The organism is Streptosporangium sp. NPDC006930 (genome assembly GCF_040635605.1).
Lineage (GTDB): Bacteria > Actinomycetota > Actinomycetes > Streptosporangiales > Streptosporangiaceae > Streptosporangium.
This window is the reverse complement of record NZ_JBEYID010000013.1, coordinates 59501-85241: the sequence shown is the minus strand read 5'-3', so window position 1 is coordinate 85241 and position 25741 is coordinate 59501. Positions and strand designations below refer to the sequence as shown.

Genomic DNA, 25741 nt, shown 5'->3' with positions numbered 1-25741 from the left:
GACCGTGACCGGTCCACTCGTCGAGGCGGTCGAGGCGAGCGCCTACACCGTCCCGACGGACGGGCCCGAGGCCGACGGGACGCTGGCCTGGGACTCGACCACGATCGTGCTGGCGCGGGTGCGGGCCGGTGGCGGCACCGGTCTTGGCTGGACGTACGGGCCGGCCGCCTGCGCCGTTGTGATCGGCGACCGGCTCGCACCGGTGGTGCGGGGCCGTGCCGCGCTGGACATCACCGGCACCTGGCAGGCCATGGTCCGCGCGGTGCGCAACGACGGCAGGCAGGGGGTGGCCGGGTACGCGCTCTCCGCCGTGGACGTGGCACTGTGGGACCTCAAGGCCCGCCTGCTGGACCTGCCACTGCACCGGCTCATCGGCGCGGCCCGCGAACAGGTCCCGGTCTACGGCAGCGGCGGCTTCACCACCTACGACGACCGCGCGCTCACCCGCCAGCTCGCCCACTGGACCCAGGAGCGGCGGATCCCCCGCGTGAAGATCAAGATCGGGGAGTCCTGGGGCGCGAACCCGGGCCGCGACCTGGAGCGGATGCGCCTGTCCAGGAAGGTCGTGGGTGAGGACGTCGAGCTGTTCGTGGACGCCAACGGCGGCTACACCGTCAAGCAGGCCATCCGGGTGATGGGCGATGCGGCCGGGCTGGATGTGCGCTGGCTGGAGGAGCCCGTCTCCTCCGACGACCTCGACGGGCTGCGCGAGGTCCGCGCCGCCGTGTCACCCGAGGTCACCGCCGGGGAGTACGGCGGCGATCTCCCCTATTTCCGGCGGATGTGCCAGGCGAGGGCGGTGGACTGTCTGCAGGCCGACGTGTCGCGCTGCGGCGGGATCAGCGAGTGGCTGCGGGTCGCCGCCGTCGCCGCCTCGCACGGCCTGCAGCTGTCCGGACACTGCGCGCCGCACCTGCACGCGCACGCCGCCGCGGCCGTTCCCAACCTGCGCCACCTGGAGTGGTTCCACGACCACGCGCGGATCGAGACGATGTTCTTCGACGGCGCCCTCGACCCGGACGACGGGCTGTTGCGGCTTCGCCAGGACGCGCCGGGACACGGCCTGAGCCTGCGCCACGCCGATGCCGAGCCTTATCGGGTCGGCTGACGGCGTGCCGCCCGGCGACCGACCCGATACGGCTCCCGGCGGCGGTAAGGTCCGAGGACGCGCCCCGATCCCGGCGGAAACAAAAGAACTCCGCGCCGGAAAATTACCCTTTTTCACCCTAGTGAGGTTTATGTAGGGTATGTAGGCATTTGTGTCCCTTTATCGCAACCTCAGGGCCCGGGTGGACGGGGAGGTGCGGTGCGACGAGGGGTCGCTCGCCGCCTACGCCCACGATTCCTCGAACTACCGGCAGACCCCGTCCGTGGTCGTGGTGCCCCGCACCGTGGAGGCCGGGGCCGAGGCCGTACGCGTCTGCCACGAGCACCGGGCGCCGGTGCACTCCCGAGGCGGGGGGACCAGCCTGGCCGGGCAGTGCTGCAACGAGGGCGTGGTGATCGACTGGTCGAAGTACTGCACGCGACTGCTGTCGGTGAACGGCGAGCGGGCACTGGTCGAGCCCGGCATCTGCCTGGACGATCTCAACGCCGAACTCGCCGACCGGCACCTGATGGTCGGTCCCAAGCCCTCCACCCACGACACCTGCACCATCGGCGGGATGATCGGCAACAACTCGTGCGGCGCCTCGGCGCAGGCGTACGGGAAAACGGCCGACTCGGTGATCCGACTGGAGGTGCTCACCTACGACGGCCTGCGGATGTGGGTGGGGGAGACCTCCGAGGAGGAGTACGAGCACATCCTCGCGCTGGGTGGGCGCCGGGCTGAGATCTACCGGGCGATGCGAAGGTTGCGCGACGAGAACCTCGCGCTGATCCGGACCCGCTACCCGAAGATCCCGCGCCGCGTCTCGGGCTACAACCTGGACTCGCTGCTGCCGGAGAACTGCTTCAACGTGGCCCGCGCGCTGGTGGGCAGCGAGTCGACGCTGATCACGGTGCTACACGCGGAGATCAGCCTCTTCCCGGTGCCCCGGTTCCAGTCGCTGGCGGTGCTGGGCTACCCCGACATCGCCACGGCGGGCGACATGGTGCCGAAGATCGTGGAGCACCGGCCGCTGGCGCTGGAAGGGCTCGACCACGAACTGATGGACCTGGCCAGGGTCGAACACGCCGCCGGGCAGGAGGTACTGGACAGGCTGCCCGAAGGGTCGGGGTGGCTGATGGTGCGGTTTGGCGGCGACACCCGCGAGGAGGCCGACGAGCGGGCCAGGAGGCTGCTCGACAAGACCACGGGCGCGCACACCACCTATCTGGACGACCCCGCAGAAGAGGAGCGGGTGTGGAAGGTCCGCGAGGCCGGGCTGGGCGTGACCGCCTACCCACCGGACAATCCCGACACCCACGAGGGCTGGGAGGACGCGGCCGTCCCGCCGGGGCGGCTCGGCGACTACCTGCGCGACTTCCAGACGCTGCTGAACCGCTTTGACTACCGCAACTCCTCTCTCTACGGGCATTTCGGGCAAGGGTGTGTGCACACCCGGATACCGTTCGACCTGGACGACCCCGAGGGAGTGGCGAAGTACCGCGGATTCGTCCAGGATGCCGCGCGCCTCGTCGCCTCCTACGGCGGGTCGCTGTCCGGCGAGCACGGCGACGGGCAGTCACGGGGCGAGCTGCTGCCGATCATGTTCGGCCCCGAGGTCGTCGAACTGTTCGGTGTCTTCAAGCGGATCTGGGACCCGGAAGGGCGGATGAACCCCGGCAAGATCGTCGATCCGTACCGGCTGGACGAGAACCTCGACCACCTTGACTATCACCCCGCCGAGCCGAAGACGTACTTCGACTACCCGGACGACCACCACCGGTTCACCCACGCCGCCGCCCGCTGCGTCGGCGTCGGCAAGTGCCGCTCCGACTCCGGCGGGGTGATGTGCCCCAGCTACCGGGTCACCCGGGAGGAGCGGCACAGCACCCGGGGCCGGGCCCGCATCCTGATGGAGATGATGCGCGGCGAGACGGTCACCGGCGGCTGGCGCTCCAGGGCGGTGTACGACGCGCTCGACCTGTGTCTGTCCTGCAAGGGCTGCCGAGGTGAGTGCCCGGTGCACGTGGACATGGCCACCTACAAGGCCGAGTTCCTCTCCCATCACTACCGGGGACGGCCACGGCCGGTCGCGCACTACTCGATGGGCTGGCTGCCCCTGTGGGCCAGGATCGCCGCCCTCGCGCCCGGAGCGGTCAACGCGCTCACCCACACGCCCGGCCTGAGCGGGCTGATCCGGCTGGCCGGGGGTGTCGATCGGCATCGCGAACTGCCGCGCTTCGCCGCCGAGCGCTTCACCGACTGGTTCCGCGACCGGCAGCCACGAGATCTCGACGGGGGCGAGCCGGTCGTGCTGTGGCCGGACACCTTCACCGACAACTTCCGTCCCGGCGCGGCCGTGGCGGCGACGCGCCTGCTGGAGGCGCACGGCTACCGGGTCGAGGTGCCGCCGGTGCCGCTGTGCTGCGGGCTCACCTGGATCTCCACCGGCCAGCTCGCCACCGCCAGGCGCGTGCTGCGCCGGACCGTGGCGGCGCTCGCCCCCCGGCTGCGGCGGGGGGTGCGGGTCGTCGGACTGGAACCGAGTTGCGCCGCCGTCCTGCGCTCCGACGCGCCCGAACTGCTGTCCGGCGACCCGGACGTGGAACTGCTCGGCCGCCGGATCAGCTCGCTGTCGGAGATGCTGCTCGACCGGGTACCGGTCGCCCCGCCGCCGGGTACGGGAGTGCGCGCGCTCGCCCAGCCGCACTGCCACCAGCACGCCATCTGGGGCTTCGAGGCCGACACCAGGCTGCTGGAGCGCGTCGGGGTCCAGGTCGAGGTGCTGGACGTGGGCTGCTGCGGGCTCGCGGGCAACTTCGGCTTCGAGCGCGGCCACCACGAGATCTCGACCGGGGTGGCCGAGCTGGGGCTGTGGCCCGCCGTGCGGGCGGCGGACGAGGGGACCAGGATTCTCGCCGACGGCTTCTCCTGCCGCACCCAGATCGAGTCCGGCACCCACGCGAAACCGGTTCATCTGGCCGAACTCCTCGCCGAGGTGCTGTTGCGGTCGCCACCGGCCCCCGCGCGCCGGCAGCAGGAGCGGGTGCGCTCGGGCGTCCGCTGAACCACCTCGCCGACCCCGCCCTCTCGCGTACCCGACCGAGCAAGCGGGCCGTCCGGCGGCCCCGACACGCCGAGAGGGGAGGCCGGTTCCATGGTGGAGGAAGACACCACGAGCTTCGCCCCGCATGTGCTGCGGCAGTACGCCTTCCTTGCCGACGGGTATCGCGGGGCCCTGATCGGCCCGATGGGGGACATCTGCTGGCTGTGCGTGCCGCGATGGGACTCCGACGCCGTGTTCACGAACCTGCTCGGCGGCCGTGGCGTGTACGCCATCACGCCCACCGGCGCACGGTTCGTGTGGGGCGGGTTCTACGAGAACGGCTCGCTGATCTGGAACAGCCGGTGGGTGACCTCGCACGGCATCGTCGAATGCCGCGAGGCCCTCGCCTTCCCCGCCGATCCGGAACGTGCCGTGCTGCTGCGCCGGATACGGGCCGTGGACGGCCCCGCCCGGGTGGCGGTGATCCTCGATCCGCGGGCGGGTTTCGGCAGGCGGCCCCTGCGCGAACCGCACCGCGAGGCGGGGGTTTGGAGCGGCCGCACCGGCGACCTCCACCTGCGCTGGACGGGTGCCGAGCACGCCCACCAGGGAGCGGGGGGAGAGCTACGCGCCGATCTGCGGGTGCCCGAGGGAGAGCATCACGACCTCGTGCTGGAGCTGGCCTGTCGGCCGTTCGACGTGGCGCCCGTCGATCCGGCGACGGCATGGCGCACCACCGAACAGTCGTGGCTCGTCACCGCGCCCTCCCTGCGGGGGTGCATCGCCCACCGCGACGCCATACACGCCCACACGCTGCTGCGAGGCATGACGACACCGGGCGGCGGCATGGTCGCCGCGGCCACCACCTCGTTGCCCGAGCGCGCCGAGGCCGGCCGCGACTACGACTACCGCTACACCTGGATCCGCGATCAGTGTTATGCAGGCCGCGCGGCGGCGGTCGCCGGTCTCGACGATCTGCTGGACGCGGCGGTCGCATTCGTCACCGCACGGCTGCTGGCCGACGGCCCTCACCTCGCACCCGCCTACACCGCCGTCGGCGGTCGGGTGCCCGAGGAACACCCGCTGCCGTTCCTGCCGGGCTACCCGGGATCATCGGTCAAAGTGGGCAACCGGGTGACCGGGCAGTTCCAGCTGGATGCGTTCGGCGAGGCGCTGCTGCTCCTCGCCGCCGCCGCGCGCCGGGATCGGCTGGATATCGACTCCTGGCACGCCCTGGAGAGCGCGGTCGACGCCATCGCGCGACGGTGGCGGGAGCCGGACTCGGGAATCTGGGAGTTGCCCCCACGGCAGTGGGTGCATTCCAAACTGGTCTGCGTCGCCGGGCTGAAGACAGCGGCGGGCATCGCCCCGGCCAGGCAGGCCGCTCACTGGAGCGCCCTCGCCGATACCGTCCTGGCTCACACCTCACGGCACGGACTCCACCCGTCCGGCCACTGGCAGCGCGCTTTCGACGATCGACGAGTGGACGCGGCCCTGCTCATCCCGGCCATCCGTGGCGCCCTCGCGCCGGATGATCCGCGAACCGTCGCCACGCGCGCGGCCGTACACACCGACCTCGAACGCGACGGCTACCTCTACCGCTTCCATCAGGACCAGCGGCCTCTCGGCGAGGCGGAGGGCGCCTTCGTGATGTGCGGGCTGATGGCCGCGCTCGCCGCCTACCAGAGCGGAGACGAGGTCGAGGCGGTCCGCTGGTTCGAGCGCAACCGTGCCGCGTGCGGCTCACCGGGCCTGTACACCGAGGAGTACGACATCGGCCAGCGGCAGTCGCGGGGCAACCTGCCCCAGGCGTTCGTGCACGCACTGCTGCTGGAGTCGGCGGTAACGCTCTCGGTGCCGGGGTCCGGGCGAGGCGGCGCACGTACCCTCCCGTGACGCGATCGGCGTCACGACCTGCCGCTGTCGCGCAGTCCGGCCAGGCTCCAGGCGAGGGCGACCCCCGCGTCGGAGAGTGCGACAGGACGCCAGCGGCCGTCGACCACCCCGAGCGCCACGGCGGTGCCGGCGTGCACCAGGTCGATCACGGCGCCACCGGCGAGCACCGACCGGCTGGGGCGAAGACCCGACCAGGCCGCCTGGCCCAGCTGCCTGGCACCCAGCAGACGAGCGACGACCTTCGCCCCGCGACTCCTTCTCCCTCCGAGGGTGCGGAGCACCTGCGAGGGCGCCAGCAGCAGCGCCAGGCCCCATGCCGCGCGCGTGACCTCGATCGTCCGCACCGGTGGCATCGGTCGCTCCTCGAACGACCCACGCCACCTCGTCCCCTTCGCCGTGCGCCGGTGCGCCCACGCCAGAGCGCCCAGCACCGCCGTCAGGGCCGAGGCCCCCGCGAGCAGTCCGTGATGCTGGGAGGCCCAGAGCTGCGGGCTGCGCGTTATCGCCTTGTGGTCGAAGGAGCCGTGCGCCCCCTCATCGGTACCGGGTTCTTCGTCGGCCGGACGCCACAGGTTGGGAGGGACCCGATGGGTCACCTCGGTGGTCTGCTGGGAGGCGTAGCCCGTCCAGGCCAGGTATCGGTCCAGGAGGCCGGGGATCACCGCGTTGGCGAGGAGCGTCGCCGCGGTCGAGACTCCTACCCAGTATTCGCGCCGCCGCGGGTGCTCCGCCGCGTACAGGATGGCGTCGGCCGGGATCTCGGGCTCGTAGATCGGGGGAACGGGCTGGGGATGGCCGGGCAGACGCGACAGCACCCAGTCGAACTGCGGCGTGTTGACCGCGGGCATCTGCACCATGGTGACCCGTACACCGCTCCTGTCGTGCAGCAACTCGCAGCGCAGCGACTCGTTGAATCCCTGGATGGCGTGCTTGGCTCCGCAGTACACGCTCTGCAGCGGAATCCCCCGGTATGCCAGCGCCGAGCCGACCTGGACGACCACCCCGTGATCGCGGGGAAGCATCCGCCTCAGCGCGGCGCGCGTGCCGTTGACGAAGCCGAGATAGGTGACCTCGGTCGCGCGGCGGAACTCCTCGGGTGTGATCTGCGTGAAGGGGGCGAACACCGAGGCGAAGGCGACGTTCACCCACACGTCGATGGGACCGAGTTCGTCCTCGGTCCGCTCCGCGGCGGCATCGATCTGATCATGATCGGCGGTGTCGGCCTCGATGACCAGCGCCTCGCCGCCCGCCTGGCGCACCTCGCGCGCGGCCCCCTCCAGGCCGTCGGCACCTCGTGCGATCAGCGCCACGGCGTCGCCCTCGGCGCCGAAACGGCGGGCGGTGGCCCGGCCGATGCCCGCGCTGGCTCCGGTGATCACTACGACGCGTCGTCCATCTCGTGTTGTCATGGCTCGACTCCCATCGTGCAGAGTCGATTTACCCTGACAAAAACGACATAACACGCTAAAAGGATTAATGTTCTCGTAGTTGACGCGCTCCCCTGAGGCGGCGTGGCCGGACGGCGTCACCGGCGCGCGGGGCGAGGCGCGCGTTGGTGTCGAGGTTGGCCGGCGTCACCGGTGCGCGGGGAGAGGCCGGTGGCCGTCCGTGGTGATGACGAGCCGGAACAATCCGCGCCCGTCGGCCCACGAGGCCACCGCCTCGCCCCGAGCGTTCCTGTCAGGCGATGTCGATCGCGGTGGGGAAGCGTTCCCAGACCCGGTGCTGCCCCAGCAGCCGGACGACCTCCCCGAGCACGCCGTCGCCGCCGTCGCCGACGAACACACCGGGTGCCGCGGTGTCGATCCCCGCGGCGGTGAGCGCCCGCTCGGCATCTCCCCAGCCGCCGAGCGGCTTGGCATGGCGGAACGCCTCACCGAGCATCAGCAGCACCCGCGGGTCGATTCCCGCGGCGAGTGTGCCGGTGCCCGCCTTGGCGTCCCTGGCGCCGTAGGCGTCCTTGCCCGGTGCGGGCGCCCCGGCCAGCAGCAGGGCGTCGAACTCCACCGACCTGGCGGTGGCGAAGGTGCGCTGCACGGTGACGGGATCGGCTCCGTCCGCTCCGAGCACGCCACCCGCCGGGGCGATGACCAGCGGCACCATGCCGCCGTCCAGGATCGCCTGGCGAACGGCGCGTACCCCGTCCAGGCCGCTGTTCTCGCCGACGACGATGCCGATGATCCGGCCGGTGGTGGGCCAGGTCTGGCCGAGCTGGGAGAGCGCGGGGCTGGGCTCGACCGGAGTCGGCGGACCCGTCGGCTCCGGCACGGGGAGACCCAGTCCCGCGGCCACCTGCGCGCACAGATACGAGTCGATCTCGGCGAGCACCCGCAGAGTGCGCTCCTTGATCGCCTGCTCGTAGACCTTGCCGAGCTCGAAGGTGTACGCGGAGATGACGTGCTCGCGCTCGACCGGGGTGAGGCTCAGCCAGAACTGGCGGGGCTGGCTGAAGTGGTCGGCGAACGACGCCGGAGCCTCGCGCACCTTCCGGCCCGCGACCTGCACCGGCCTCTCCACATACCCGCCCTCCTGCTGCCCCGCGAAGAAGGGACAGCCGCCGTCGAGGGAGTTGGGCTTGTAGGGGGCGACACCCGCATGCACCGCCGTCTGGTGCAGGCCGTCACGCAGCATGTCGTTCACCGGGGCGTGCGGGCGGTTGATCGGGATCTGCGCGAAGTTGGGGCCGCCCAACCGGCTGATCTGGGTGTCCAGGTACGAGAACAGGCGCCCCGCGAGCAGCGGGTCGTCGGTGATGTCGATACCGGGTACCAGGTGGCCCGGGTGGAAGGCGACCTGCTCGGTCTCGGCGAAGTAGTTGGTCGGGTTGGCGTTGAGGGTGAGCAGGCCGATCGGCTGGACCGGCGCCAGCTCCTCGGGAACGATCTTCGTCGGATCCAGCAGGTCGATGCCCTCGAAGGTCTGCTCGGGGGTGTCGGGGAAGGCCTGGATGCCCAGCTCCCACTGCGGGTAGGCGCCCGCCTCGATCGCGTCGGCCAGATCACGCCGGTGGAAGTCCGGGTCCATGCCGTTGATGATCTGGGCTTCCTCCCACACCAGTGAGTGCACCCCGGCCTTGGGCTTCCAGTGGAACTTCACCAGCGTCGTCGCCCCTTCGGCGTTGACGAGCCGGAAGGTGTGGATGCCGAAACCCTCCATCGTCCGGTAGGAGCGGGGGATGGCCCGGTCGGACATGTTCCAGATGGTGTGGTGGGTGGCCTCGGTGTGCAGGGACACGAAGTCCCAGAACGTGTCGTGCGCGCTCTGGGCCTGGGGGATCTCCCGGTCGGGATGCGGCTTGGCCGCGTGGATGACGTCGGGAAACTTGATCGCGTCCTGGATGAAGAACACCGGGATGTTGTTGCCCACCAGGTCGAAGACACCCTCACCGGTGTAGAACTTCGTAGCGAATCCCCGCGTGTCGCGCACCGTGTCCGCCGACCCCCGTGACCCGAGGACGGTCGAGAAACGCACGAAGACCGGGGTCTCGACGCCCTCGGCGAGAAATGCCGCCCTGGTCACCGTCGAGGCGTTTCCATAGGCGCGGAAGACACCGTGCGCGGCGGCGCCGCGGGCGTGCACGACGCGCTCGGGAATGCGCTCGTGATCGAAGTGCATGATCTTCTCGCGCAGGTGGTGGTCCTGCAGCAGCACCGGTCCGCGGGGACCGGCCTTGAGCGAGTGGTCGGTGTCCGCCAGCCGCAGGCCCTGAGCCGTCGTCAGGTACTCGCCGCCCTGCGCCCGCGCCGCCGGCGGCACATCGGCGGGTTGCCCGGTCGGGGTGAAGGGGTCGGGGCCGCTCTGGTCGGGCTTGGGCGGCAGAGGCGCCCGGGGCTCGGTCGGCTCATCCAGCGACGGTGTCCCGCTGCTCGGCCGGCCGGGGACCACATCCGAAGATCCATCACCCGACACGGCGTCGACCACCTTGTCGACGACCTTGTCGACCGTTTCCTTCATCGGATGAGACTTCTCCATCGTTCCCCCTCGAGGTATGGCGTCACCGGGCGGAGATCACGTCCGGTCCCCGGCGGGCCGATGCGCCGAGGGCGCGGTCGGACCGTCGGGAACCAGCGGTGGCGCTGTGCGATGCCCCCGCTTCGGCACATGACCTGACTACGGCTTTGGGATCCCGCTGCTCACGACCCGGGATCCCTGTTCTTGACCGGCTCCGCAACACGGGTGCGGACATCGTTCGTTCGGGCGTGTGCCCTACCCGGCGACTCCACACTCCATGAGCGGCGCTTCTTTCCACGTAAAGCCAGGTCCTTACCCGCTCCCTCGTGGGCAAACGTCCGAGCCTCACTCACCCCTCGCCACACCCCGCCTGCGAAAAGCCGCGCACCACCCGCGAACACGTCGTGGCGCCCGCCCCCGTGATCAGCCGTTGTACGGGCTCGCCACGTCCAGGACCCAGACGACGCCGAAGCGGTCCCTGAGCATCCCGTACAGCGGAGCCCACTGCGCGGGCCCCAGCGGCTGCACGACGGTCGCCCCGACGGACAGCTCCCGCCAGTACTCGGTGATCTCCTCCACGCTCTCGCCGCGCACGGAGAGAAAGAACGAACTCTCACCCCGGTCCCACGGCAACCGCGAGGGCACGTCGTACGCCATCACGTGAAAGCCGTTGTCGGCGACCACCTGTCCCCACATCACCTGATCCGCCTCGGCGGGGTCCTGCACGTTTCCCGCCTCCTTGTACGTGACGACGGCGACGTCGCCGCCGAACACGGACCGGTAGAACTCCAGCGCCGCGCGGGCGTCGCCCCGGAAGTTCACATGCGCCACGGACTTGACGGACATACTCCACCCCTGATCTCTGCTCATCGTCTCCGGGCGCCATCAGGCGATCCCGGCCTGGACCGTCGACCGCGAACCTGCTCGGCCGGGGACAACGGTCGCAGGGGAAGTGGCCAGGATCTGTCCTCTTCTCCCGGCAGACTGGATGGCATGCCGAAAACCTCAGCGCGGCTGCTGGCGCTGCTCTCGCTGCTCCAAGCCCGCCGGGACTGGCCAGGAGCGCTGCTGGCCGAGCGACTGGACGTCAGCCCCCGCACCGTACGCCGCGACGTGGACCGCCTGCGCGAGCTCGGCTACCCCATCACGGCCTTCAAGGGGCCCGACGGCGGGTACCGGCTCGACGCCGGCACGGAGCTGCCCCCGTTGCTGTTCGACGACGAGCAGGCCGTCGCCCTGGTCATCGCCCTGCGGCTCGCCACCGCCGGCGGCGCCGACATCGAGCAGGGCGCGGCGCGCGCCCTGCACACCATCCGCCAGGTCATGCCCGCACGACTGCACCACCGCATCGACACCCTCCAGGTCACCGCCGTCGAGCGGCCGGAGCTCCGGCCGGGCCCGCAGGTCGACAGCGGCGTACTCACCGCGCTCAGCGCCGCCGTCCACGCCCGCGAGGAACTGCGCTTCGACTACGCGTCGGAAGCGGACGACGGCGACGCGCTCGCCCCGCCGCGCCGAGTGCAGCCCCATCACCTCGTCACCTGGGGCGGACGCTGGTATCTCGTCGCATGGGACCTCGACCGCGAGAACTGGCGCACCTTCCGCGTCGACCGGATCACCCCGCGCGTCCCCACCGGGCCACGCTTCACACCGCGCGAACTGCCCGGGGGCACGGTGGCCGCCTTCGTGACCGCCAGATTCCGGGGCTCCGACGACTCCTCCGCCGACTGGCCGTGCCGCGGCGAGGTGATCCTCGACCTGCCCGCCGACATCGTGTCCCGCTACACCCGCGAAGGAGTCGTCGAAGAACTCGGCCCCGACCGCTGCCGGCTCGTCCTGGGGTCATGGTCGTGGACCGCCCTGGCCTCCGACGTCGGCAGGTTCGACGCCGACATCGAGGTCGTCGGCCCGGCCGAGCTCAGGGACGCCTTCACCCTCCTCGCCCGCCGCTTCGCCAGAGCATGACACGACGACCACCGGCACGACCCTGCGATGAGGATGAGTCCAAGGGAACGTGGTCACCCGGAAGATCAAAAAAGGCCACTTCCCTGCCGGGAAATGGCCTCTGATCTGGGTGGGGCTACCAGGACTTGAACCTGGGACCTCTTCCTTATCAGGGAAGCGCTCTAACCGTCTGAGCTATAGCCCCTCATCACACAGACGAACGGTCTCGTATCCGTTTGGCGGAGACGAACCCGTTCGCTCGAACAGGGAAAAGCTTACCCTGTTTCGGCACCTGCTCGCGCCATGTCCCCACCCCCGAAAGAGGGCGGGGACACTCGGCGGGACGACTACTCGGCCTCGCTGAAGGTGACCTCCACACCGCCGACCAGGTCGGAGGCGATGTTGTAGATCACAGCGCCGAGAGTGGCGAGAGCGGTGATCAGCACGACGTTCACCGCGCCGATCAGGGCGGTGTAGCCCAGGATGCGGACCGGCTCGAACCAGGAGGCGATGTCGACGCCGTTGGTCGAGTTGCCGTCGGCCGTCGTCAGCTGGGTGACCGTCTGGATGATGTTCTCGAACACCCCGAGGCTGGACAGCACCATGTAGAGGGCCGCGACCGCGATGAACAGCACCACGAAGCAGACCAGCGACACGACGAAGCTGAACTTCATCGCCGACCACGGCTCGATCCTGCGCAGCACCAGGTGCGCCTTGCGGGGTGACCTCGGACCGCCGACGTCCGCGGCCTTCCTGTCGGTCGCGTCAGCCGGGGCCTGGGGCGACGACAGGCTGCCAGGCGACCATGAGGCCCGGTTGTTCTGCTGCCCGGCCGACGGCCGGCTCTGCTGCCCCGGTGAGGGGGCGGACGGAGAACGCCCTTGCTGTCCCCCGGCTGGAGGCGTGGTCGGGGCGGACGGGGAACGTCCCTGCTGCCCCCCCGGTGAGGGCGAGGCGGAGGGGGAACGCCCCTGCTGTCCTGCCTGCGGTGGCGTGGGCGACTGCGGTGGTGGCGCGGATGGTGGTGGAGATCCGCTTGGACGGATCCGCACCGTGGTGTCGGCCTGCTTGCCGTCCTCTGTCGTCGTCACTTTCGGCCTGCCCTTGCGATTGTCGGATACCGATCCATCGGTTTCCGGCGCGGGCACGCTACCGTTAACCGGTGACGAGGCCGCCTCGGCGTCCTTCGTTCCAGCGATCTTGTCCATCTTCTCCGTCGCCTGATCGCGTGTCGACGAGGAGGCGGGGCGCGATCCCGGCTTGCCCTGAGCATTCACGGATTCTCCCCTTCCCCGTTCTCACCGGTCTCCACCTGCGCCTCGGCGCTTTCCCCGGTCACCGGGTTCTCCCCGGTCTCCAGCGCCTCCGCATTGCGGGCCAGCGCCACGACGCTGTCCCCCTCCGCCAGATTCATCAGCCGAACCCCCATCGTCTGGCGGCCAGACTGCTTGATCTCCCCGGCACTCGTCCGGATAACCCCTCCGGCGGACGTAATGGCGAAAACCTCGTCCTCGGGTCTGACCATGACCGCGCCAACCAGCTTGCCACGGGCACTTACGATCTTGGCGGTCAGGACTCCCTTTCCACCCCTTCCCTGAAGAGGGTACTGATCCACGGGGGTGCGCTTGGCGTATCCGCCCTCGGTCGCGACGAGAACGTTGTCGCCGTCGGCGATCCGGTTCATCGCGAGGAGCTCGTCCCCGTCGAGGAATCGCATGCCGATCACGCCGCTGGTCGCCCTGCCCATCGGGCGCATGGCCTCGTCGGAGGCCGTGAAGCGGATGGACTGGGCGCCGCGCGAGACGAGGAGGAGATCGTCGTCCTCCGACACCAGTCTGGCAGCGATCACTTCATCATCTTCGCGCAAATTGATCGCAATGAGACCACCCGTGCGCGGCGAGTCGTACTCGGAAAGGCGCGTCTTCTTCACCAGGCCGCTGCGGGTGGCGAGCACGAGGTACGGGGCGACCTCGTAGTCGCGCAGGTCGAGGACCTCCATCACGACCTCGTCCGGCTGCATGGCCAGCAGGTTCGCCAGGTGCTGCCCACGCGCGTCGCGGCCGGAGTCGGGCAGCTCGTACGCCTTGACCCGGTAGACGCGACCCTTGTTGGTGAAGAACAGCAGCCAGTGGTGCGTCGTGGTGACGAAGAAGTGGTCGACGATGTCGTCCTGGCGCAGCTGCGCGCCCCGCACACCCTTGCCGCCGCGCTTCTGCGCCCGGTAAAGGTCTGTGTTGGTTCGCTTGGCGTAGCCACCGCGGGTGATCGTGACGACCATGTCCTCCTCGGCCAGGAGGTCCTCGATCGACATGTCGCCCTCGTAGGCGATGATCTCGGTCTTACGGTCGTCGCCGTACCGGCCGGTGAGCTCCGTGAGCTCCTCCTGGACGATCGAGCGCTGCCGCTCGGGCGAGGCGAGGATCGCCTGATACTCGGTGATCTGCGCCATCAGCGCGTCGTACTCGTCGGTGATCTGCTGGCGTTCCAGGGCGGCCAGCTTGCGCAGCTGCATGTCGAGGATCGCCTGCGCCTGGATCTCGTCGATCTCCAGCAGCGTCATCAGGCCACCCTGCGCCGCGGACGCCGAGGGCGACCGGCGGATCAGGGCGATGACCTCGTCCATCCGCTCCAGGGCCTTGAGCAGCCCGCGCAGGATGTGCGCCCGCTCCTCGGCCTTGCGCAGGAGGTATCGGGTCCTGCGGACCACGACGTCGATCTGGTGCGCCACGTAGTGGCGGACGAACTGGTCGAGCCTGAGCGTGCGCGGCACGCCGTCGACCAGGGCCAGCATGTTGGCGCCGAAGGTGGTCTGCAGCTGGGTGTGCTTGAAGAGGTTGTTCAGCACGACCTTGGCGACCGCGTCGCGCTTGAGCACGATCACCAGACGCTGGCCCACCCGCGAGGAGCTCTCGTCGCGGACGTCGGCGATGCCGCTGATCCTGCCGTCCTTCACCGCCTCGGCGATGGTCAGCGCGAGGTTGTCCGGGTTGACCTGGTACGGAAGCTCGGTGACGACGAGGCACTGGCGGCCCTTGGCGTCCTCCTCGACCTCGACGATCGCCCGCATGGTGATCGAGCCGCGGCCGGTGCGGTACGCGTCGTCGATGCCGCGCCGGCCCACGATCAGCGCGCCGGTGGGGAAGTCGGGCCCCTTGACGCGGGCGATCAGCGCTTCGAGGAGCTCCTCGTCGTCGGCGTCGGGATTCTGCAGGCACCAGACGACGCCGCTCGCCACCTCCCGCAGGTTGTGCGGCGGGATGTTGGTGGCCATACCGACCGCGATGCCCGCCGCCCCGTTGACCAGCAGGTTGGGGAAGCGCGAAGGCAGGACGAGGGGCTCCTGGGAGCGCCCGTCGTAGTTGGGGACGACGTCGACGGTGTCCTTGTCGATGTCGCGCAGCATCTCCATCGCGATGGGCGCGAGCTTGCACTCGGTGTAGCGCATCGCCGCCGGCGGGTCGTTGCCCGGGGAGCCGAAGTTGCCCTGCCCGTCGACCAGCGTGTAGCGCAGCGACCAGGGCTGCGCCATCCGCACCACGGTCGCGTAGATCGACGTGTCGCCGTGCGGGTGGTAGGAGCCCATGACGTCACCGACGACGCGGGAGCACTTGAAGTAACCGCGGTCGGGCCGGTAGCCGCCGTCGTACATGGCGTACAGCACGCGGCGGTGCACCGGCTTGAGGCCGTCGCGGACGTCCGGCAGCGCGCGCGAGACGATGACCGACATCGCGTAGTCCATGTAGCTGCGCTGCATCTCGGACTGGATGTCGACCGGCTCGACGCGGTCGGTCGGAGGGCCGGGCGGAGTGTTGACTTCCGTCACAGGTCAAGATCCTTTTCTGGTACGGCTACCGCTACACGTCGAGGAAACGGACATCCCGGGCGTTCCTAATGATGAAGGAACGGCGGGCTTCGACGTCCTCACCCATGAGCACGCTGAACAGCTCGTCGGCCTGGGCCGCGTCGTCGAGGGTGACCTGGAGGAGAAGGCGGGTGTCGGGGTTCATGGTCGTCTCCCAGAGCTGGCCCGCGTTCATCTCGCCCAGTCCCTTGAAGCGCTGCACGTTGTCGCGCGGCCGGGGGTCGGGCTTGCCCGCGTCGATACCGGCCTGGATGACCGCGTCACGCTCGCGGTCGGAGTAGGCGTAGGAGGCGTCCTCGCCCTTCCGGTCCCACTTGATCTTGTAGAGGGGCGGCTGGGAGAGGTAGACGTGCCCGGCCTCGATCAGGGGCCGCATGAAGCGGAACAGCAGGGTGAGCAGCAGCGTCGTGATGTGCTGGCCGTCGACGTCGGCGTCCGCCATCAGGATGAGCTTGTGGTAGCGGAGCTTGGTGATGTCGAACTCGTCGTGCACGCCCGTGCCCATGGCGGTGATCAGCGCCTGGACCTCGTTGTTCTGCAGGACCTTGTCGATCCGGGCCTTCTCGACGTTGAGGATCTTGCCGCGGATCGGGAGGATCGCCTGGAACTTGGAGTCGCGGCCGCCCTTGGCCGAGCCGCCCGCCGAGTCACCCTCGACGATGTACAGCTCGCACTTCTCCGGGTCGCTCCACTGACAGTCGGCCAGCTTGCCCGGCAGCCCCGAGCCCGACTCCAGCAGCGACTTGCGCCGGGTCAGGTCGCGGGCCTGGCGGGCCGCGAGGCGGGCGCGGGAGGCCTGCAGGGACTTCGTGATGATGTCCTTGGCCTCGCCGGGGTTGCGCTCGAACCAGTCGCGCAGGTGGTCGTTACAGGCCTTCTGGACGAACGACTTCGCCTCGGTGTTGCCCAGCTTCGTCTTGGTCTGGCCCTCGAACTGGGGGTCTGTCAGCTTCACCGAGATGATCGCGGTGAGCCCCTCGCGGATGTCCTCTCCCGCGAGGTTGTCGTCCTTGCCCTCCTTGAGGAACTTCTGCTCGCGCGCGTAGCGGTTGACGATGGACGTCAGCGCGGCGCGGAAGCCCTCCTCGTGGGTGCCGCCCTCGGCGGTGTTGATCGTGTTGGCGAAGGTGTAGACGGACTCGCTGTAGGAGTTGTTCCACTGCATCGCGATCTCGACGGCGATGCCCTCGCCCTGCGCCTCGAAGTCGATCACCGAGAGGTGGGCCGGCTCCTTCTTGGAGTTGAGGTGCTTGACGAAGTCGGACAGGCCGCCCTCGTAGTGGTAGGTGACCTCCCGGAGCTCCCCCTCCTCTCCGTCGACGAACTCGGAGCGCTCGTCCCTGATCGAGATCGTCAGGCCCTTGTTGAGGAAGGCCATCTCCTGGAAGCGGCGCGCGAGGGTCTCGAAGTGCCAGGTCGTGGTCTCGAAGATGCTCTCGTCGGCCCAGAAGGTGATCGAGGTGCCGGTCGCGTCGGTCTTCTCCCCCTTCGCCAGGGGCGCGGTGGGCCTGCTCTCGACATAACTCTGCCGCCAGTAGTGCCCGTCGGTGCGGATCTCCACATCGAGCCTGCTGGACAGGGCGTTGACGACGGAGACACCCACGCCGTGCAGTCCGCCGGAGACCGCGTACGACTTGTCGTCGAACTTGCCTCCCGCGTGCAGCACGGTGAGGACGACCTCGACCGCGGGACGGTTCTCACCGGGGACGATGCCGACGGGGATGCCACGGCCGTTGTCGACGACCCGCACGCCGTTGTCGGCGAGCAGGGTGACCTCGATCCGGTCGGCGTGCCCGGCCAGGGCCTCGTCGACGGAGTTGTCGACGACCTCGTAGACGAGGTGGTGCAGACCGCGCTCGCCGGTCGAGCCGATATACATACCGGGGCGCTTACGGACCGCCTCAAGCCCTTCGAGAACGGTGATTGAGCTAGCGTCGTAGGACAAGTGCGAAATCCTCCTGCCGCGGACACGCGGCAGGGAGACAAGATGTAGCCCCGCCGTGCCCGTCACCGTCGTGAATGCCCCGATGCGCTCACCCAGGGGAGCCGACATGCTCGCCGGGGGGTGGCACGCAAACGGACGTGTCCGGAATTCGATTTCATTCTAGCGGCTCAGAACACATCATGTGGCATTGACAGCCTCTGGAATGGCCTGTCGCGCGACGATCATCGTCTTGGACATCCCCCTACGCGGAGGGGGTTCGTCGCGTCAGAGGAGCCGCTGATCCGTTTTTCAGGCCCGTGTCAGCCGTACGTGTCGCCCGGACCGCGGCTCCCGGTGACACGCAGACCGCCACTGGACCGGGGACCGTTCTGAGGGCCGCGAACCTTTACCTTTTGCACCGTTCCGTCCCCGAGCTCCTCATTCAACCTCCTGACGAGCGTCCTCGCCAGGAGACGGACCTGGGTGGCCCAGGCTGTGGAGTCGGCGACCACCACGACCTCGCCGTCGGCGAAGGTCTCCGGCTTGGTGTGGGCCGCCATGTCGGCGCCGACGATCTCGTGCCAGCGGCCGAAGACGCCGCCGATCGCGGCGGGCTGCTCCCAGCCTCGGTCGGACAGCAGGTCCGCGATCGCCCTGCCGAGGAGCTGGGGGTCACCGGCGTCCCTGCGCGCCCCCGACGCCCTGCGCCGCGGCTCGCGGCGGGGCAGCTGCCCCCGTCTGGCGGCGTCCGACTTGGCCTGGGCCAGCTTCTCCCTCGCCAGTGCGGCCCCCTTGGCCGCCGCGTTCCTCGCGGAACCGGCGGCCACCCCGTCCACACCCGTGCCGGCCGAGTCCGCCGAGCCCTTACCGGCCGGGTCCGCCGGGCCTCGCGAACCCGAAACGGGCCCGGCCGCCCGGCCCTCGCCTCCCCGCTCCCGGCCCTCCCGCGCCGCCGCGCGCCTCCTCGGCTCCGGGGTCCGAGGCACGGGCACCGGGCCGCTCGCGCGCTCTCCCGCGTCATCGGACACGGGCCACGCCCCCCTCGGTCACGTCGAAACGGCCCCCCGCCAGCTCGGCGGGCACGTCGTCGGACACCGCGGCGGTGATCAGGACCTGCTCGGCGGGTGCGACCATCTCGGCCAGACGGCGCCTGCGCCTGCTGTCCAGCTCGGCGAAGACGTCGTCGAGGATGAGGACCGGATCGCCGCCGTCGGCCCTGAGCAGGTCGTAGGCGGCCAGCCTGAGCGCCAGCGCGAACGACCACGACTCGCCGTGGCTGGCGTAGCCGCGCGCGGGCAGCTCCCCCAGACCGAGGAACAGGTCGTCGCGGTGCGGGCCGACGAGGGTGACACCGCGTTCCAGCTCCGAGGCTCGGACCTCCAGCAGGCCGGCGCGCAGCCGTTTGGCCAGCTCGGTGCGATCGGTCCCGGCGTCCGCGGACAGGGTGCCCCGGTATTCCAGCGCCGCGGCCGCGGAGTCCGGCGCGAGGGAGGCGTACGAGGCGGCGACGAGCGGGCGCAGCGTCTCGACCAGCTCCAGCCTGGCCGCGAGCAGCTCGGCGCCGTGCGTGGCCAGGTGTGCGTCCCAGACCTCCAGGGTGCTCAGCGGGTCTCCCGCCCCCGCCTCGGCGAACGCCGCGTCGCTCTCCGCCCGCCGCGTGCTCCTGCCCCGGCCCCTCCTGGCCTGCGCGGCGGTGCGCAGCAGGGCACCGCGCTGCTTGAGCACCCGGTCGTAGTCGGCGCGCACCCCCGCGAACCTGGGCGTCCTGGCCACCAGGAGATCGTCGAGGAACCGGCGCCGCTCGGAAGGATCGCCCTTGACCATGGCGAGGTCCTCGGGGGCGAACAGGACCGTGCGCAACAGGCCGACGACCTCGCGGGGACGGGGGACCGGGGAACGGTTCAGCCTGGCCCGGTTCGCCCTGCCCGGGTTGATCTCCAGCTCGATCAGCGCGCGCCGGTCGTCGCGCACCACCGACGAGCGGACGACCGCCCGCGCCGCGCCCTGCCTGACCAGCGGTCCGTCGTTGGCGACCCGGTGGCTGGCCTGCGTCGCCACGTAACCCAGCGCCTCAACGAGGTTGGTCTTCCCCATGCCGTTGGGTCCGACGAAGGCCGTGACCCCCGGCTCCATGCCGAGGTCGACGTTCTCGTAGGACCGGAAGTCGGTGAGGGAGAGATGGGCGACATGCACCCCAGGAAGATTAGTCGGCCTCGCCCGTCACCGCGGCCTCCCGTGCCCGTACGGCTCGCGCCCTGTGGAAAAGGTCGTGGCGCGAGCCGCGCTGAGTCGGGGGGCGATGCTGCGCCGACCGGGCTATCCGGCCGCCTCGGCCGGGGGCGTGACGTCGGCGCCGGGGGAGTCGGCGCCCTTCTCCGTCGCGCCCGCCTTGGAGGTGACCGCGTGGCCGCCGAACTGGTTGCGCAGGGCCGCGACGACCTTCATCGCCGGCGAGTCCTCCTGGCGGGAGGCGAACCTGGCGTACAGGGCGGCGGTGATGACCGGCAGCGGGACCGCCAGCTCCACGGCGGCCTGCACCGCCCAGCGGCCCTCGCCCGAGTCCTGCGCGTAGCCCTCCAGCTCCGCCAGGGTCGGGTCCTCCTCCAGCGCGCGGACCATCAGGTCGAGCAGCCAGGAGCGGATGACCGTGCCCTGCCGCCAGCTCTTGAAGGAGCCGGCCGCGTCGGTCACGATGTCGGAGGCCTGAAGCAGCTCCCAGCCCTCGGCGAACGCCTGCATCATGCCGTACTCGATGCCGTTGTGGACCATCTTGGCGAAGTGGCCGGCGCCGACCGTGCCGGCGTGGACGAAACCGTCGTCGCCCTCGGGCTTGAGGGTCTCGAAGATCGGCATGACCCGCTCCACCTCGGCCTTGTCGCCGCCGACCATGAGCGCGTAGCCGTTCTGCAATCCCCAGACGCCGCCGCTCACGCCGCAGTCGACGAAACCGATGCCCTTGGCCGAGAGCTCGGCGCCGTGCTTCTGGTCGTCGACGTAGTGCGAGTTGCCGCCGTCGACAAGGGTGTCGCCGGGTGACAGCAGGTCGCCGAGTGCCCTGACCGTCGCCCTGGTCGGCTCACCGGAGGGCACCATGACCCACACGGTGCGCGGCGCCTGGAGCCGCTCCACGAGCTCTTCCAGGTCGGCGACGTCACTGACCGCGGGATCACGGTCGTATCCGACGACGTCGTGACCTCCTCGGCGCAGGCGCTCAGCCATGTTGCCGCCCATCTTGCCCAGCCCGACCATGCCGATCTGCATACGAGCGCCCCCTTCAGGGTTTCGTCGTTCACCTACGCCAAGCGTGCCCGCGCAAGTCTTACCAGCTCGGCGTTCCCGCCGACAGGGCCGCCCACAGGGCTGTGGAGAACGTCCTCCAGGCCGATGCGCGTGGCGAGTCCAGCCTGCCCCGCCTCGTCCAGGAGAATCCAGGTCGGGTCCCCCTCCCCGTGGAGCAGTCTCGGGCCGGGGACGCCGAGTTCGGCGAGGCGATCCAGGATGGCACGCGCCCGCGGGAGGGCCGTGTCCGCGGGACCGCCGATGATCTCGACGAGCACCCGCGCGCACTCCAGGCCGGTCGCGGCGAGGGCGTCGGCGTCCTCCACCGACCAGACCCCCGCCTCCACGTCCACACCGAGCCGCCGCAGGTCCTGCCACAGGGCCTCGAATCCGGGCTCGGAGAGGTTCGCCGACGCGAAGTCCGGCAGCTCGCCCGGGGCGAGCCCGGCCCAGCCGCGCACGGCCTCGCGCCGCGCGTCCACATCCCAGCCGGTTATCCACAGCCCTGTGCTCACCCCGACGGGGAGGCCGGGGCACGCCTCGCGTACGGCGCGCACGGCCGCCCCGATGTGCGCGGCGCTGAGCGACTCGCTGCCCGCCTCGTCGCGCGGATGCATGTGAACGGCGTCCGCACCCGCCCCACGAGCCTCACGGGCCGCCTCAGCGAGCTCCAGAGGGCTCAGGGGGAGGGCCGGGTGCTCGCCGGGCCTCCTGGCGCCGTTCAGGCACGCCTTGAGCCACGTCGCTCCCCCTCCGGCCCCGCCGGACGTTCCCGAGTCCCCACCCGTCGCCGTGTCCACCCCGGAGTCGCCTTTCCCGCCGGTCTCCGGTGCCGCCGCGAGATCCTTTTCCCGGCCCGCCCCAGGACCTGTGGAGGGATCCTTCGCGCCGGGCCGTCGCGGGCCGCCCATCGGGTGGACGGGCATCAACTGGACAGGCGGATGGGCATGATCAGATAGCGGTAGTCGGGAGCACTCCCGTCGTCCGTGGGTTTGCCCCCGGTGAGGATGGCGGGCTTGGTGGACGTGGTCATCTGCAGGCGGGCCACGTCGGAGTCGATCGCGCCGAGCCCCTCGAGCAGGAACTGGTGGTTGAAGGCGATGTTGATGTCGTCGCCCTCGAAGTCGACGGGGAGCACCTCGACCGCCTGTGCCTCGTCCCCGCTGCCCGCCTCCAGGACGACCTCGTCGCCGCGGAAGGCCAGCCGTACGGGCGTGTTGCGCTCGGCGACCAGGGCCACGCGCTTGACGGCCTCGACGAAGGCGGCCGTCGGCAGCTCGGCACGGGCGGAGAACTCCGTCGGCAGCAGCGAGCGGTACTTGGGGAACTCGGGGTCGAGCAGCCGTGTGGTGGTGCGGCGCCCCGCGCTGGAGAAGCCGATCATGCCCTCGCCGGTGCCGCCCGCGGAGCTCAGCGCGATCTCGACCTCGGCTCCGGTGCCGCCCAGAGCCTTGGCCGTGTCGGCGAGGGTCCTGCCGGGGATCATCGCGATGGCCGAGAAGTCGGGCTGGCCCGGCTGCCACTTCAGCTCGCGTACGGCGAGGCGGTAGCGGTCGGTCGCCGCGAGCGTGACCGTGTCACCCTCGATCTCCACGCGCACGCCGGTGAGCATCGGCAGGGTGTCGTCCTTGCCCGCGGCCACGGCGACCTGGCCGACGGCCGAGGCGAACACGTCGCTGCCGATCCGTCCTGCGGCGGGGGGCATGGTGGGCAGGGAGGGGTAGTCCTCCACCGGCATGGTGAGCAGGGTGAATCGGGCGCTGCCGCAGGTGACGACGGCCTTGGCGCCCTCCACCACGAAATCCACAGGCTGTGCGGGAAGCGCCCTGGTGATCTCGGCCAGAAGCCTGCCCGAGACGAGCACCACGCCCGCCTCGCCCGTCTGCAGTTCGAGGGTCACCTCCGCGGAGACCTCGTAGTCGAAGCCCGAGAGCTTGAGCTGCCCGTCCTCCGTGACCTCAAGACGCATGCCGGCCAGCACCGGCACGGAGGGACGCGCGGGCAGGCTGCGCGCCGTCCATGCGACCGCCTCAGCGAGCACGTCTCGGTCGACCCGGAACATCACGTGGATCCGCCTCCTGTGTGTCGAGCGCCATCCGCTCGGTGCCTGGGGTTGAAGTGTTCACTCTCGCGCACCCGCGCTCCCTCGGAACCCCTCTTATGGCTCTTGGGTTTCCTAGTTAGAGATACAAGTGGCCTTCGTATTAGGGGCTGTGGATACTGTGGAAAGCCGTTGTTTCCGCAGGTCAAGTGCTGTTTTTTCATCCACCGGGGCTGTGGGCGACCACTGTGGACAACTCTTGGGGCTGGGGAGAACTCCGGAGTACACACAGGCCGTCCCCAGATTCGGTGCCCTCTGTCCCCAAGTTTTCCACGAGGTTTCCCCAGGTTATCCACGGGGTAGGAGGTCGTTTTGTCCTTGTGGAAAACTCTCCCCACAGGGCGTCCCCAGGTTATCCACGAGTTGTCCCCAGGTTGTCCCCAGGTTCTCCCCAGAGTTGTCCACAGACGCCGAACAGCGTTCGGACCAGTGGGTTTCCAGATGATCATGGTTCGACGCCTCCGAGCTCCCGGAGCCCTCGCGAACCGTTGATCCACAAGGTTTTCCACAGCCTGTGCATCACGGGGTGAAAAACCTCATCATCCATTGCGGGACTGCTGCTTGATGCGGGTCGTCAGCTCGTTGACCTGGTTGTAGATCGAGCGTCGCTCGGCCATCAGGGAGCGGATCTTCCGGTCGGCGTGCATGACCGTGGTGTGGTCGCGGCCGCCGAACTGCTGGCCGATCTTCGGCAGCGACATGTCGGTGAGCTCCCTGCACAGATACATGGCGATCTGGCGGGCGGTGACCAGGACGCGCGAGCGCGACCCGCCGCACAGGTCGTCGATCGACAGGCCGAAGTAGGCGGCGGTGGAGGCCATGATCGTGGCGACCGTTATCTCGGAGCCGGCGTCCTCGGTGATCAGGTCCTTGAGCACGACCTCGGTGAGCTGCAGGTCGACCGACTGCCGGTTCAGGCTCGCGAACGCGGTCACCCTTATCAGGGCGCCCTCCAGCTCGCGGATGTTGGTGGAGATGCGGCTCGCGATGTACTCCAGCACCTCGGGCGGCGCGGCCAGGCCCTCCTGGATCGCCTTCTTGCGCAGGATCGCGATCCGGGTCTCCAGCTCGGGCGGCTGGACGTCGGTGATCAGACCCCACTCGAACCGGTTGCGCAGCCGGTCTTCCAGCGTGACCAGCTGTTTCGGCGCCCGGTCGCTGGAGATGACGATCTGCTTGTTGGAGTTGTGCAGCGTGTTGAAGGTGTGGAAGAACTCCTCCTGCGTCTGCTCCTTGCCCTCCAGGAACTGGATGTCGTCCACCAGCAGGATGTCCACGGCCCGGTAGCGGCCACGGAAGTTGTCGGCCTTGTGGTCGCGGATGGAGTTGATGAAGTCGTTGGTGAACTCCTCCGAGCTCACGTATCTCACCCGCGCGCCGTCGTAGAGGCTCTGGGCGTAGTGGCCGATCGCGTGCAGCAGGTGGGTCTTGCCCAGGCCCGAGTCACCGTAGATGAACAGCGGGTTGTACGCCTTGGCCGGCGCCTCGGCCACCGCGACCGCCGCCGCGTGCGCGAACCGGTTGCTGGAACCGATCACGAAGGTCTCGAAGGTGTACTTCGGGTTCAGCCGGGCCGGCTCGCCCTGCGTCCTGCTCCCGCGCCCGTCCCATCTGTTCTGAACCCCTCCGGCGCCACCCGCGCCGGGCACGGGTGGCGCGCCGCGGTCGAAGGAGTCGGGCTCGGGCCGGGGCGGGGACGGCTGGGGGTTGTAACCACGGCCGTATCCGGGGCTCTGCTCCCCCTGCGAGGAGCTCTGCGAGGGCTCCGCGGGGAGATACGGCTGGGGCGACTCCTCGCCCTGCTGCTGGTACGGATAGGAGAACGACTGTGCCTGTGGATAGTCGGTGGACGACTGCGGGGCCTGGTTGCCCCCCGGGTAGGGGTGCTGCGGCCCGGAACCCCCGTGGTGCTGGCCCTGAGGGGGTTGTGCATAACCTTGCTGAGCCCCGCCAAGCTGTGTATAACCCTGCGGCTGGGCCTGGGGATAAGTGTCCTGGCGGGGGGGAAGCCCGGGCTCTGGGCCCGCCGCGCTGGGGTCGACCATGACCGCCACCCGCATCGGGCGGCCGAACTCCTGGGAGAGCGCCTGGCTGATGAGCGGACGAAGCTTGTTTTCCAGGACATCTCTGGCGAAATCCGTGGGGGCGGCGAGGACCACGGTGTCGTTCATGAGGCCGAAGGGCCGGGTCATGTTGAGCCAGACCCGCTGCTGGGACGGGACGTTCTCGTTCAGGGAGTTCTCAAGAGCCCTCGCCCAGACAGCGCTGAGGTCCGTTTCGTCCATGGTCCGGCTCCCCTCCTCCCGACGCGGCCCCGCTGGCCTACCGCGATCTGTTTATCCACAACGGTGGCCGCCGGGCGCACCGGATCTCGTCGTTGTCCACATGCCGGGAGTCCCGTGGCCCCTTCGTGGGCGCCGTACGAAATCCACATCGAATCCACAGGCTGTGCACAGCCCGTTACCTGCGGTCCGACGCGTCCTCGCAGCGGAGAGAGGGTCTGGAAGGGCCGACAGTAGCCCTGTCCACAGCTGTGTACAAGACGTTGTCCACAGCCTAGTGGCGTACGGGGGGGACGGAGCGCACATCCTGTGGACGGCGAGGCGCCGGTGGATAACGTGCCTGTGGAAACGTGGATAACCTGTGTTGGC

At 69.9% G+C, this 25741-nt stretch carries 16 protein-coding genes and 1 tRNA gene; 4 read left to right on the top strand and 13 right to left on the bottom strand.

The window, feature by feature from the left end; genetic code table 11:
* The first annotated feature begins 4 nt into the window (after positions 1-4).
* From ABZ664_RS22805 to ABZ664_RS22795, 3 genes are all read left to right on the top strand, one after another.
* Positions 5-1108: an enolase C-terminal domain-like protein gene (locus tag ABZ664_RS22805; protein ID WP_362513226.1), complete on the top strand. Its 1104-nt coding sequence runs from the start codon at positions 5-7 to the stop codon at positions 1106-1108.
* A gap of 151 nt (positions 1109-1259) precedes the next feature.
* Positions 1260-4154 carry an FAD-binding and (Fe-S)-binding domain-containing protein gene (locus ABZ664_RS22800; protein WP_362513223.1) on the top strand — a complete coding sequence of 965 codons (2895 nt, stop codon included), beginning with the start codon at positions 1260-1262 and terminating at the stop codon, positions 4152-4154.
* A gap of 90 nt (positions 4155-4244) precedes the next feature.
* On the top strand, positions 4245-6029 hold the full coding sequence (locus ABZ664_RS22795; protein ID WP_362513219.1) for a glycoside hydrolase family 15 protein: 1785 nt from the start codon (positions 4245-4247) through the stop codon (positions 6027-6029).
* A gap of 11 nt (positions 6030-6040) precedes the next feature.
* Here ABZ664_RS22795 and ABZ664_RS22790 read toward each other — a convergent pair whose 3' ends face one another.
* The 3 genes from ABZ664_RS22790 to ABZ664_RS22780 form a co-directional block, all read right to left on the bottom strand.
* Positions 6041-7438 carry an SDR family oxidoreductase gene (locus ABZ664_RS22790; RefSeq protein WP_362513216.1) on the bottom strand — a complete coding sequence of 466 codons (1398 nt, stop codon included), beginning with the start codon at positions 7436-7438 and terminating at the stop codon, positions 6041-6043.
* A 271-nt stretch (positions 7439-7709) separates the two neighbouring features.
* A complete protein-coding gene (locus tag ABZ664_RS22785) occupies positions 7710-10001 on the bottom strand; it encodes a catalase (RefSeq protein WP_362513213.1) in 2292 nt (763 codons plus the stop codon).
* Positions 10002-10403: 402 nt separating this feature from the next.
* Positions 10404-10826 (bottom strand): VOC family protein, encoded by a 423-nt coding sequence (locus ABZ664_RS22780; protein WP_362513210.1) that lies wholly within the window; start codon positions 10824-10826, stop codon positions 10404-10406.
* Positions 10827-10973: 147 nt separating this feature from the next.
* Between ABZ664_RS22780 and ABZ664_RS22775 the strand changes: the two genes are divergently transcribed.
* Entirely contained in the window at positions 10974-11945 is a 972-nt protein-coding gene (locus ABZ664_RS22775; protein ID WP_362513207.1) for a WYL domain-containing protein, read from the top strand.
* Between the two features lie 110 nt (positions 11946-12055).
* Here ABZ664_RS22775 and ABZ664_RS22770 read toward each other — a convergent pair.
* The 10 genes from ABZ664_RS22770 to dnaA form a co-directional block, all read right to left on the bottom strand.
* Positions 12056-12129: transfer RNA gene (locus ABZ664_RS22770), tRNA-Ile, on the bottom strand.
* Positions 12130-12271: 142 nt separating this feature from the next.
* Complete coding sequence (locus ABZ664_RS22765; protein WP_362513204.1) at positions 12272-13132, bottom strand: DUF3566 domain-containing protein; 861 nt, start codon at positions 13130-13132, stop codon at positions 12272-12274.
* Positions 13133-13197: 65 nt separating this feature from the next.
* Complete coding sequence (gene gyrA, locus ABZ664_RS22760) at positions 13198-15747, bottom strand: DNA gyrase subunit A (protein ID WP_362513201.1); 2550 nt, start codon at positions 15745-15747, stop codon at positions 13198-13200.
* A 31-nt stretch (positions 15748-15778) separates the two neighbouring features.
* Entirely contained in the window at positions 15779-17731 is a 1953-nt protein-coding gene (gene gyrB / locus ABZ664_RS22755) for a DNA topoisomerase (ATP-hydrolyzing) subunit B (RefSeq protein ID WP_362513198.1), read from the bottom strand.
* A 299-nt stretch (positions 17732-18030) separates the two neighbouring features.
* Positions 18031-18738 carry a DciA family protein gene (locus tag ABZ664_RS22750; protein WP_362513195.1) on the bottom strand — a complete coding sequence of 236 codons (708 nt, stop codon included), beginning with the start codon at positions 18736-18738 and terminating at the stop codon, positions 18031-18033.
* Positions 18728-19903 (bottom strand): DNA replication/repair protein RecF, encoded by a 1176-nt coding sequence (recF, locus tag ABZ664_RS22745; protein ID WP_362513192.1) that lies wholly within the window; start codon positions 19901-19903, stop codon positions 18728-18730. Before recF ends, ABZ664_RS22750 begins: the two co-directional genes overlap by 11 nt.
* A 123-nt stretch (positions 19904-20026) precedes the next feature.
* Positions 20027-20971 (bottom strand): phosphogluconate dehydrogenase (NAD(+)-dependent, decarboxylating), encoded by a 945-nt coding sequence (gene gnd, locus ABZ664_RS22740; RefSeq protein ID WP_362513189.1) that lies wholly within the window; start codon positions 20969-20971, stop codon positions 20027-20029.
* Positions 20972-21003: 32 nt separating this feature from the next.
* A complete protein-coding gene (locus ABZ664_RS22735) occupies positions 21004-21789 on the bottom strand; it encodes a 3-keto-5-aminohexanoate cleavage protein (RefSeq protein ID WP_362513186.1) in 786 nt (261 codons plus the stop codon).
* Between the two features lie 125 nt (positions 21790-21914).
* On the bottom strand, positions 21915-23054 hold the full coding sequence (dnaN, locus tag ABZ664_RS22730; RefSeq protein ID WP_362513183.1) for a DNA polymerase III subunit beta: 1140 nt from the start codon (positions 23052-23054) through the stop codon (positions 21915-21917).
* A gap of 575 nt (positions 23055-23629) precedes the next feature.
* Complete coding sequence (dnaA, locus tag ABZ664_RS22725; RefSeq protein ID WP_362513179.1) at positions 23630-25375, bottom strand: chromosomal replication initiator protein DnaA; 1746 nt, start codon at positions 25373-25375, stop codon at positions 23630-23632.
* Positions 25376-25741: the final 366 nt, after the last annotated feature.

Coding starts and splice junctions, on each gene's coding strand:
- ABZ664_RS22795 (WP_362513219.1), top strand. CDS start 4,245: ATGGTGGAGGAAGACACCACGAGCTTCGCCCCGCATGTGCTGCGGCAG.
- ABZ664_RS22790 (WP_362513216.1), bottom strand. CDS start 7,438: ATGACAACACGAGATGGACGACGCGTCGTAGTGATCACCGGAGCCAGC.
- ABZ664_RS22785 (WP_362513213.1), bottom strand. CDS start 10,001: ATGGAGAAGTCTCATCCGATGAAGGAAACGGTCGACAAGGTCGTCGAC.
- ABZ664_RS22780 (WP_362513210.1), bottom strand. CDS start 10,826: ATGTCCGTCAAGTCCGTGGCGCATGTGAACTTCCGGGGCGACGCCCGC.
- ABZ664_RS22775 (WP_362513207.1), top strand. CDS start 10,974: ATGCCGAAAACCTCAGCGCGGCTGCTGGCGCTGCTCTCGCTGCTCCAA.
- ABZ664_RS22765 (WP_362513204.1), bottom strand. CDS start 13,132: ATGGACAAGATCGCTGGAACGAAGGACGCCGAGGCGGCCTCGTCACCG.
- gnd (WP_362513189.1), bottom strand. CDS start 20,971: ATGCAGATCGGCATGGTCGGGCTGGGCAAGATGGGCGGCAACATGGCT.
- dnaA (WP_362513179.1), bottom strand. CDS start 25,375: ATGGACGAAACGGACCTCAGCGCTGTCTGGGCGAGGGCTCTTGAGAAC.